Origin of the sequence: Vallitalea maricola (genome assembly GCF_036985595.1) — a bacterium.
GTDB lineage: Bacteria > Bacillota > Clostridia > Lachnospirales > Vallitaleaceae > Vallitalea > Vallitalea maricola.
This window is the reverse complement of sequence record NZ_BTPU01000061.1, coordinates 69,165-77,958: the sequence shown is the minus strand read 5'-3', so window position 1 is coordinate 77,958 and position 8,794 is coordinate 69,165. Positions and strand designations below refer to the sequence as shown.

Below are 8,794 nucleotides of genomic sequence, written 5' to 3'. Positions count from 1 at the left end.
TAACCAAGATACCCAGTGGGCTAATGTAAAAGGCTTCCAAGTAGTGGGATTAGTGAAGGCAGGAGTATTATGAGTAATAAGCTAAGGAAACTACTCACATTCAATGAGGACAACAAAGATATACTTGACCTGCTGAACAATAAATCTAATGCTTCACAGTACGTATGTGAAGCGGTTAGATTCTATGAAACATATAGAAACATTGCTATAAGTATGACAAGAATAGAGGACAAATTAGATTTACTACTAAGTAAAGACAAGACTAATAGTAGCATTAATAATAGCAGTAATCATAAGACTGATAACATACCTATTGACAACACTAATGATTCAACACCTGCTGATGAAGAGGTTAAGAGTATTACAACTATTGGAGCACCAAACACTAAACAACAAGTTAAAGAAGTTAAGAAAAGAGATGATGAATCAGCATCCAGTAACTCAACAGATGCTGACTCAATAGACAGTGAATTAATAGATAATGAATTAAAGGACTTGATTCTCAGTGAAGAGGATTAGAGGGGGATTACACATGGAAAGAGATTTTAAAGGGATATGGATACCAAAAGAAATATGGTTATCAAGTGATCTAACTATGCAAGAGCGAATATTTCTAGTTGAAATAGACTCATTGGATAATAGTGGAGGGTGCTATGCAAAAAATGAACACTTTGCTAAGTTCTTCGGTCTATCCAAGAATAGATGCTCAGAGATTATAAAATCCTTGGAGACCAAGGGTTATATAACTATTGCATATATAAAAGATGGCAAACAGATTATCAAGAGAATAATCAAAGTAACCAACAAAGGATTTAATCGTGAATACAATAATGTACCCCTTCCAGATATCGAAGACCCCCTTCGAGAAGTCGACACCCCCCCTTCGGAAAACTGTGAAGAGAGTAATACAAAAGATAATAATACAAGTAATAATAATATATATTCAAAAACAGATGAACCAGACGAAGTTCCAGAAAAGAAAAAGAATATCTATCAGGAGATTGTAGATAAGTACAACGAAACATGTACCTCTTTACCAAAGGTGTTGAAAATCACAGACAAGCGTAAGAAAGCTATTAAAAGACTCTATGAATCAAAGGTTGTAAATAAAGACATTGAAAGATTCTATAGAATATTTGAAATGGCAGAGCAAAGTGACTTCATATCAGGTAGAGATGGGATATGGTGTTCATGTAACTTTGACTGGTTAATCAAGAGCGATAATCCCATCAAGATACTAGAGGGTACATATGCCAATAGAGCAAAACCACAATCAAAGCAACAGCAAAAGCCTGTCAGTGGTTTTATTAACTATGAGCAGACGGATGGTAAACAATACGAGATATTCCAACAAAAGCTAGACTTGAAAAATCTATTGGACTTAGGAAAAATAACTCAAGCTCAGTATATTAAAAAAATACAAGAACTTGAATCTCAAGGTGGTTAAAGCATGAAAGATAATACCATGATGTTACTAGAAAAAATGAAGAATGGTGAAGATGGCTCCAAGTATTTTCAGTACTGTGACCATACTCTCTATAACCTCAAAGAATCAGCTGAGGAAGCTAAATATATCAAAATCAGTGAAGAATACAGAATCAGGATTAACAAGGCTGATAACATCATAGATATAGCAACACTTGGTATAGAGTGTATAGCAAAGATGACAGGAGATAAGGTTTTTGAGAAAGAAAACATGAATAAGCTAAGTAGCATTGATAAACCATAGATAAAGTTTTAGGCGAGGTGAGAACATGAAGCAAATGACATTGAACGATATAGAGAATTATGAGCTTATAGTTGATAACTTTGCAGGTGGTGGAGGAGCATCAGTTGGTATAGAAATGGCACTAGGAAGAACAGTGGACATAGCAATCAATCATGACCCAGCTGCTATAGCAATGCATAGAGCAAACCATCCATTCACTAAACATTACTGTGAAAGTGTTTGGGAAGTAGACCCAGTGGAAGTAACCAAAGGTAAAAAAGTCGGTTTAGCATGGTTTAGTCCAGACTGTAAACACTTCAGTAAAGCAAAAGGTGGAAAACCTAAAAACAAGAAGATAAGAGGTCTTGCTTGGGTAGCGGTTAAATGGGCAAGTTTCGTTAAACCAAGAGTGATAATACTAGAGAACGTAGAAGAATTTAAGACATGGGGTCCACTTGATGAAGAAGGCAATGTAATAAAAGAGAAAAAAGGAGAGACATTCAATCATTTCATTAAGGCTTTACAAGAAAATGGATACAAGGTTGAATACAGAGAACTAAGAGCATGTGATTATGGAGCACAAACTACAAGAAAAAGATTCTTTCTTATAGCAAGATCAGATGGTAAAAGAATCATATGGACAGAAGCCACATATGGTAATCCAGAAACAATTCAAGGTAAAAACCTTAAACCATGGAGAACAGCAGTTGAAATAATTGATTGGTCTATACCTTGCCCTAGTATCTTTAATAGAAAAAGACCACTGGCAGAAAACACAATGAAACGGATTGCAAAGGGAATAAAGAAATTTGTAATAGATAATCCAAAACCGTATATAGTTAGGAGTGGACAAACAGGATTTGATAAAGATAGTTTCATAACACCTTTTATATTAACTTATCATACAGAAACAAGAGAAAATGAAGTAAGAGGACAAGAACTGGACAAACCTATCACTACGATAGATGGTTCAAATAGATATGCTATAGTAGCAGCATTCTTAATAAAATACTATGGATGTGACATAGGACAGAAACTAAATGAGCCATTACATACTATAACCTCAAAAGATAGATTCGGACTCATAACAATAAAGAACGAACGATACAAAATCATTGATATTGGACTTAGGATGTTACAACCAAGAGAATTATTCAACGCACAAGGATTTCCACCAGATTACATAATAGAGAAAGATCATAAAGACAATAAATATCCTAAGTCAGCACAAGTTGCAAGATGTGGTAATGCAGTACCGCCACCATTTGCAAAGGCTCTAGTAGAAGCAAATTTACCAGAGTTGATTGAACTAAATGATAAATGTGCAGTATAAAAAAAGATTAGTATATGAGCTAAATATTAGATTCAAAAAAAGGGAGCGCATAAGGTGAAAATACAAGAAGGAGCAACAGTAGAGTTATACATAAACGATACATGTCAAGAAGTAATAGAAGTATGCCAAGACATAGAAGTTGAAAAAGACCAATTATTTATGCAGACAGATGGTGTAGGATTATTCCTTACAGATCACCATAAACCAGTAGAAAAGATTGGTGAAAATAGATATAGAATTTACACATGCTTTCAGGATGCAATTGCTATAACAGGATATGGAATTATGAAAAGCATAGGGGACATTGATTAAGAAAGGTGAGGAAGAATGGAAAATAAAAATATATTCCCTAATCAAATGAAAATATACTGCGAAAACTGTAATTTTGAATTAGAGGAAATGGATACTGATAAAGCCATGTTAAGACTTCCTGAGAGTGGTGGGTATTTTATATATGACGGAGAGGGTGGAGCAGAAACAAGATGCCCTAATTGTCATAGGGATAAATTAAGAGAAGATAATTGATTTAAGGCAGGTGAAATTATAGATGGGAAAACTAAATAAACAAGAAAAAATCATTATGGTTTGCACTGAAATTGAGTGTGCTATTGAAGATGGTCATTTAAAAATAGCAGAAGGTAAAATAATTGAACTTGTAGGGGTATTAGCTAAAAACACAAGATATGAAAAAGATGTAGATTTGGCGATGAACTCATACTTTGACCTTAAAGATTTTCGCATGGCAAATAGATAAAGAAAAATGTTGAGTTAGGAGGATGAACATGAAATACGTACTTATTAAAGATGATGTTGGACAAATAAAAATCATTGATAATACTCATTATTTAGGCAAGAAAAAAGTTGAAAGTCTCATTTCTGAGGGTGGCGAATTAGTTGGATTCTTAGAAAGTGAATTAGCACCAAATATATTATTAAGAGGATTTAACCAAAAAACAAATGATATCTTAGAAGAACGGAGAGAACGTATAAGACTGGCGATTAATGAACTTAATAGAGATTAGGAAACAAAAAAAGCAAATTAACGTTCAACTCTAAAAACTCCCATTGGACAATAGGAAATACATTTTTTACACTTAATACATTTATCATAATCAATTATTGGAGCTTTATTACCTTCTTGACTTATAGCATTTACAGGACAGACTTTTACAGAAGGACAAGGATGATTTTGAGGACAACGAGATTTATCAACTACTATTTTCATAAAAAAAGACCTCCAGCTTAAGTAATATAAAGTTATTTTATCCTTGGTGCTGATAAATATTCAATTACATAAAAGTCAAACAAGATTAACTTTAATTTAATGAGTGAAATAATATGTTAAATAGTAAAAAACTTAATAGTAAAAATAATTATAGGGAGGATTATCATGTATCAAGTATTAAGAGATACTTTAAATCATAAAGCAGGTACTATTTTAAACAAAGAGGAAGCTAAGAACATTGAAATAGATGATTGTAATCATCCTCAGAGTTGGTGTTTTGGAGAATGCTTAGATTGTTTATTAAGTAAAGGTTTCATCGAAGAAGTATAACAAACCAATAAAGGTTAATATAGGAGGAGCATATGCCTAGTTTTAAAAGTGTAAAAGAAGAATTAGCAGCGTTAAACATAACTTTGGAATATAGAAGAACCTGTTGTGGAATGGAATACATTTTCATATGTGGTTCTGAACGAGCGAAAACACATGGTCGCTTAGGTTTGAATGATGCTCTAGGGAAAATCTATAGGAATAAATTTAATGATAGACCATTGTTAAAGGATATTGATTAATTAAGGGGTGTAATAATGGAAAATGATTTATTAGACTATTATGATTTGAATTTAGAGCATTGTTCCAAGTGCAATATGGAAACAATGCATTGTATTGCAAGAGAAAAACGTACAGATGGAAAAACTGATGTAATGAAAGAATGTACTATATGTGGTTCTTTTAATGTGGTAACTACAAAATAGTAGATTAGGGAAGGAGGATGAGGATTGGAAGAAGAGAAAAGTATTGAAGAAAGAATCCATGCTCTTGAAGTGAAAGTTCAGAAGCATGAAAAAAATGTAAGAACTCTAAAAGTAATTGTTTTTATACTGGTACTATCAACTACATTATTAAGTATAAGAATTACCAAGACCAATTATACATTAATTAATTTTATGGAATCTCAGCTTATATTGGATGAATTACTCACTGGATTTGATAGCTTTGTAAGTTGCGGGATTAGATGATCTATATTCCATCATTTTAATTTCGACAAAATAAGAAGCTAGAAGGGAAAGACAAATAGGAAAACTTGGTTTAACAAAGGAGTGATGACTTGATTAAGGGGAACACAACTATCAGAAGAGAAAACATTAAGAAGATCATAGCAGATAATTGCAGAAGAATTACTACAGGGAAAGCTACCATTTATTTTGATGGAGGTATGGTACATAGAAATATTTTTACCAAAGGCGATTATGAATATAGTATGTATTGCAGTTCTACAGGAGAATATTTCGTAAAAGAATTAAGGAGACCAGGCATTAATATATACGCTAGTAGATCAATAATATACAGTGACTTAAATAAGCTTCAGGAACAAGGATATATAAGACGTAAAAAAGGTGACATAGAAGTTATGAATAAGTTATTAGAAGAATATAGAGTTAATTGTTAAAGCTTGGTTAAAGATAGGGGAATATGTTATTAAGGAGATTCAATCAAATGACCAATGATATTCTGAAAGAACGGAGGGAATGTATTAGACTTGCTATTAAAGAACTTTGTGGAAATTAAATTAAGTGAAGATAGAAATGATAATAAGAATGATAAAAGTATATTAATTGGTGGTTGTAGCATTATAGTATCAACAATGACAATAGAAGATACATGGAGATGGTACAACGAAGAATATGGAACAGACTATATAAGTGATGTTGAAGAGAGTGATTTACATAATGAAGGGCAATATGTACCGATTAATGACATATTAAGTAAGATAAATAGATGAAGCTAAATAAAATGATTGTCCAGTAGAAATAGAAACAACAGAATGGTAGGAGCAAAGATTATATTTAGTGGGGAAGATGAATAGTAATTAGTGCGAATAATATACTATTCATCAATCAATCTATCGTCTAGGACTACGACTGCGACTGCGTTCACGACGACTGCGTTCACGACGACGGCGTTCATTACGACGACGGCGCTCATCAATCACGTGACGACGGCGCTCAGCAGACTCGTGAGGACGGTGCTCAGCAGACTCGTGAGAACGGCGCTCAGCAGACTCGTGAGGACGGTGCTCAGCAGACTCGTGAGAACGGCGATCAGCAGACTCGTGAGGACGGCGATCAGCAGGTTCGTGAGGATGGCGATCAGCAGACTCGTAAGGACGGCGTTCAGCAGACTCGTGAGGACGGCGATTAAGTATTTGATTCAGACGAAAAATTGCATCATGGACGCAACCATTAACATTACTTATGCTATTAAAGGTAGTGTCAAGCTGTAAATCATAAATTCTATTAACACAATTAACAATACCCTCTGCAAACCAACCTCTATATTTATAACGTGCATTTGGGTCTTTTGTATCCATTTCTAGCAGAGCTGTATTAAATTCAGGAGTACCAGTTTCAAGTACTTCCACACCACTTAGTTCATCATCTAGGATGGCGCATTCGGGCATAGTTTGTTGATAAGGTCTATCTTTGATAGCATCTACTTTTATTTTCTTATCATCCATATTTCTACTGATTTGGTTTACGAGAGTTTGAAAAATACCATTGATTAATTTGACTTGTACTATGTAAGCTGCTGGCTGTCTTCTATAATCATTTATAGTTTGTACATATACATCTTGTATATCATAGCTATTAAGTAAATCGACACCTGTTTCTTCAATGAATTCGGTATTGGCAAGATTAAAGGGGTCACCTGAACTGGAGTCAGGTGTTCCACCGGGCAAAACTAATTTTTCGGGTGTTTGTGATGGGGAAAATTCTTGAGGTTTTCTTGGTATGGCTTCACCACCATATTGTTGTTTGTTGTGGAAAAAGTATCCTTCTTTATTTCTTCTTCCTATAAGAAATTTAGTAGGTGTATCCGGTCCGTCATTACAATATACTAGCATATAATAGGTTGCCATATAAAATCAATCCCTTCTTTTTTATATAATACAAGGAGTATAATACAGATTTATAACAAGTACAATGCATTTGGACACAGTCAGTAATGAACCAGACATAATCGGGACATAAGTAGGAATTAAGGAGTTACATTAAGTGATATAAAAATGATTAATAAGTCTAGCCACTAAACTTTGGTTAGTTCAGGAAGAACCGAAAAAGATTGATTTTAAAAAGGAGGAATTAGAGATGAAAAGTGAATTAGAATCAGTTATAGAGAAAGTACAAAAATTACTTAGATTGGCAGAGAGTCAGAACGAGTATGAGGCTCAATCAGCAGTCATAAAAGCTAGGTCACTGATGGCTAAACATAAATTATCAATGAACGATATTCAAGAAAAAGAAGATAAAGTTGTTCAAGGTGAAACTGAAAAGATGCGATCTCCATGGAAAAGGACTCTTGCTCATGTCATAGCTAAACATTTTAGATGTAAAACATATCTAAGGCATTGGGGTAATAGCTATAGAGTAATTTTTCTAGGGTTAGAGGAAGATGTTGAATTAACATCAATAGTATATAAGCAAGTAGTCAATATTATCAATATATCCAGTAGAAGAAAAAGACTTGATAGAAAATCATATGCCATTGGGTTTATCCAAGGACTTGATAAGAAGTTAAAAGAACAATCAATAAAAATGAAGAATGAGAATGAAGAGGAATATGCACTAGTCGCAGTAATGCCAGTACCAGTTATCAAAAAATATAATGAGATAGAAAAAGGATTTTCAGGTGACTTCAAAGGTAAAGGAATTGACCAAGAGCAGATTGATTATAATTCTTATATAAATGGTAGAGAAGATGGATTGAACTATTCAAAGGATAAAGAAATCCAAGAGAAAGCTATTTAATTAAGATAAATATATTTGTTCCAATACGGTTCTGTCCCTCTAGGATTGAGGAGATAGGTACTGAATTGTCTAAAGGGCTTTTTAGTATTCAATACCTAACCTTTTAACTTTATGTGAATATTAATTAACGTTTCAGTAATCTTTAACAAGGTTAAAATAATACCTAGAACAATAATAAAAGTATTCATATAAGGTCCTCCCCATTCGTCAGGCGAGGGACACACCATATTAGGAATATTATAACAGAATATTAAAATAATGTAAAATAAATAGTTATAAAGATAAATCATATATATACTAATACATTATATATTCTTGTTGCTAAGAAGGTAATTAAATAGAACTTGTTTAGTAAAGGAGCTGAATATGAAAAAAAGAATAAGTAAAAAACTAAGAATGATAATTAATGTAATCCTAGATAGAAAAGCTTATATTAAGCTTGGTAAAGTTGAATTGTTAACACCAGATAAAGACAGAATGATTAGTTATATAGATACATATTCTATTTATCTACATAAGAAAGACACTGCATGTTATGTAAGTGGATTAGATGCAGATGATACCAAAGAACTTATAGATTATTTAACAAGGAGCATAAAAGAGAATACAAGATCAATTAGATTACATGTTGGTATTCAATACATAGACATTCCTAGATGGGCGTATGAAAGCTTAAGAGATGAGATATACAGAATTGTTGGTTATAACAGCAAAAACTAGAT

At 33.0% G+C, this 8,794-nt stretch carries 18 protein-coding genes; 16 read left to right on the top strand and 2 right to left on the bottom strand.

Annotated elements, in window-relative coordinates; translation table 11 throughout:
* The first annotated feature begins 69 nt into the window (after nucleotides 1-69).
* From AACQ14_RS17260 to AACQ14_RS17225, 8 genes are read left to right on the top strand one after another with little or no spacing between them, the layout of a single operon-like run.
* Nucleotides 70-519, top strand: a complete 450-nt coding sequence (locus tag AACQ14_RS17260; RefSeq protein WP_339364834.1) for a hypothetical protein — start codon at nucleotides 70-72, stop codon at nucleotides 517-519.
* 13 nt (nucleotides 520-532) lie between these two features.
* Nucleotides 533-1,447, top strand: a complete 915-nt coding sequence (locus AACQ14_RS17255; RefSeq protein ID WP_339364833.1) for a helix-turn-helix domain-containing protein — start codon at nucleotides 533-535, stop codon at nucleotides 1,445-1,447.
* A 3-nt stretch (nucleotides 1,448-1,450) separates the two neighbouring features.
* On the top strand, nucleotides 1,451-1,729 hold the full coding sequence (locus tag AACQ14_RS17250; protein WP_339364832.1) for a hypothetical protein: 279 nt from the start codon (nucleotides 1,451-1,453) through the stop codon (nucleotides 1,727-1,729).
* A gap of 25 nt (nucleotides 1,730-1,754) precedes the next feature.
* A complete protein-coding gene (locus AACQ14_RS17245) occupies nucleotides 1,755-3,041 on the top strand; it encodes a DNA cytosine methyltransferase (RefSeq protein ID WP_339364831.1) in 1,287 nt (428 codons plus the stop codon).
* 54 nt (nucleotides 3,042-3,095) lie between these two features.
* Entirely contained in the window at nucleotides 3,096-3,353 is a 258-nt protein-coding gene (locus AACQ14_RS17240; RefSeq protein ID WP_339364830.1) for a hypothetical protein, read from the top strand.
* Nucleotides 3,354-3,368: 15 nt separating this feature from the next.
* Nucleotides 3,369-3,566, top strand: a complete 198-nt coding sequence (locus AACQ14_RS17235) for a hypothetical protein (protein ID WP_339364829.1) — start codon at nucleotides 3,369-3,371, stop codon at nucleotides 3,564-3,566.
* A gap of 22 nt (nucleotides 3,567-3,588) precedes the next feature.
* Entirely contained in the window at nucleotides 3,589-3,795 is a 207-nt protein-coding gene (locus tag AACQ14_RS17230; RefSeq protein WP_339364828.1) for a hypothetical protein, read from the top strand.
* A gap of 28 nt (nucleotides 3,796-3,823) precedes the next feature.
* The gene (locus AACQ14_RS17225; RefSeq protein WP_339364827.1) at nucleotides 3,824-4,063 is read left to right on the top strand and encodes a hypothetical protein; all 240 of its coding nucleotides are present in this window, start codon (nucleotides 3,824-3,826) and stop codon (nucleotides 4,061-4,063) included.
* Nucleotides 4,064-4,080: 17 nt separating this feature from the next.
* On the opposite strand, the gene AACQ14_RS17220 is transcribed toward AACQ14_RS17225, so the two are convergent.
* On the bottom strand, nucleotides 4,081-4,266 hold the full coding sequence (locus AACQ14_RS17220; protein ID WP_339364826.1) for a DUF362 domain-containing protein: 186 nt from the start codon (nucleotides 4,264-4,266) through the stop codon (nucleotides 4,081-4,083).
* A 165-nt stretch (nucleotides 4,267-4,431) separates the two neighbouring features.
* Between AACQ14_RS17220 and AACQ14_RS17215 the strand changes: the two genes are divergently transcribed.
* The 6 genes from AACQ14_RS17215 to AACQ14_RS17190 all read left to right on the top strand — a co-directional run bounded on the left by AACQ14_RS17215 (nucleotide 4,432) and on the right by AACQ14_RS17190 (nucleotide 6,046).
* Nucleotides 4,432-4,596: a hypothetical protein gene (locus AACQ14_RS17215; protein ID WP_339364825.1), complete on the top strand. Its 165-nt coding sequence runs from the start codon at nucleotides 4,432-4,434 to the stop codon at nucleotides 4,594-4,596.
* A 32-nt stretch (nucleotides 4,597-4,628) separates the two neighbouring features.
* Nucleotides 4,629-4,835, top strand: a complete 207-nt coding sequence (locus AACQ14_RS17210) for a hypothetical protein (protein WP_339364824.1) — start codon at nucleotides 4,629-4,631, stop codon at nucleotides 4,833-4,835.
* 15 nt (nucleotides 4,836-4,850) lie between these two features.
* Nucleotides 4,851-5,018, top strand: a complete 168-nt coding sequence (locus AACQ14_RS17205; protein ID WP_339364823.1) for a hypothetical protein — start codon at nucleotides 4,851-4,853, stop codon at nucleotides 5,016-5,018.
* A gap of 24 nt (nucleotides 5,019-5,042) precedes the next feature.
* Nucleotides 5,043-5,282 carry a hypothetical protein gene (locus tag AACQ14_RS17200; RefSeq protein ID WP_339364822.1) on the top strand — a complete coding sequence of 80 codons (240 nt, stop codon included), beginning with the start codon at nucleotides 5,043-5,045 and terminating at the stop codon, nucleotides 5,280-5,282.
* A gap of 89 nt (nucleotides 5,283-5,371) precedes the next feature.
* Complete coding sequence (locus AACQ14_RS17195) at nucleotides 5,372-5,713, top strand: hypothetical protein (RefSeq protein WP_339364821.1); 342 nt, start codon at nucleotides 5,372-5,374, stop codon at nucleotides 5,711-5,713.
* 108 nt (nucleotides 5,714-5,821) lie between these two features.
* Nucleotides 5,822-6,046, top strand: a complete 225-nt coding sequence (locus AACQ14_RS17190) for a hypothetical protein (protein ID WP_339364820.1) — start codon at nucleotides 5,822-5,824, stop codon at nucleotides 6,044-6,046.
* A 120-nt stretch (nucleotides 6,047-6,166) separates the two neighbouring features.
* On the opposite strand, the gene AACQ14_RS17185 is transcribed toward AACQ14_RS17190, so the two are convergent.
* Entirely contained in the window at nucleotides 6,167-7,183 is a 1,017-nt protein-coding gene (locus tag AACQ14_RS17185) for a hypothetical protein (RefSeq protein WP_339364819.1), read from the bottom strand.
* Between the two features lie 229 nt (nucleotides 7,184-7,412).
* On the opposite strand from AACQ14_RS17185, the gene AACQ14_RS17180 reads away from it, so the two are divergent.
* Together AACQ14_RS17180 and AACQ14_RS17175 are read left to right on the top strand one after the other, a co-directional pair.
* Nucleotides 7,413-8,072 (top strand): DUF2786 domain-containing protein, encoded by a 660-nt coding sequence (locus AACQ14_RS17180; protein ID WP_339364818.1) that lies wholly within the window; start codon nucleotides 7,413-7,415, stop codon nucleotides 8,070-8,072.
* Between the two features lie 366 nt (nucleotides 8,073-8,438).
* Nucleotides 8,439-8,792 (top strand): hypothetical protein, encoded by a 354-nt coding sequence (locus tag AACQ14_RS17175; protein WP_339364817.1) that lies wholly within the window; start codon nucleotides 8,439-8,441, stop codon nucleotides 8,790-8,792.
* Nucleotides 8,793-8,794: the final 2 nt, after the last annotated feature.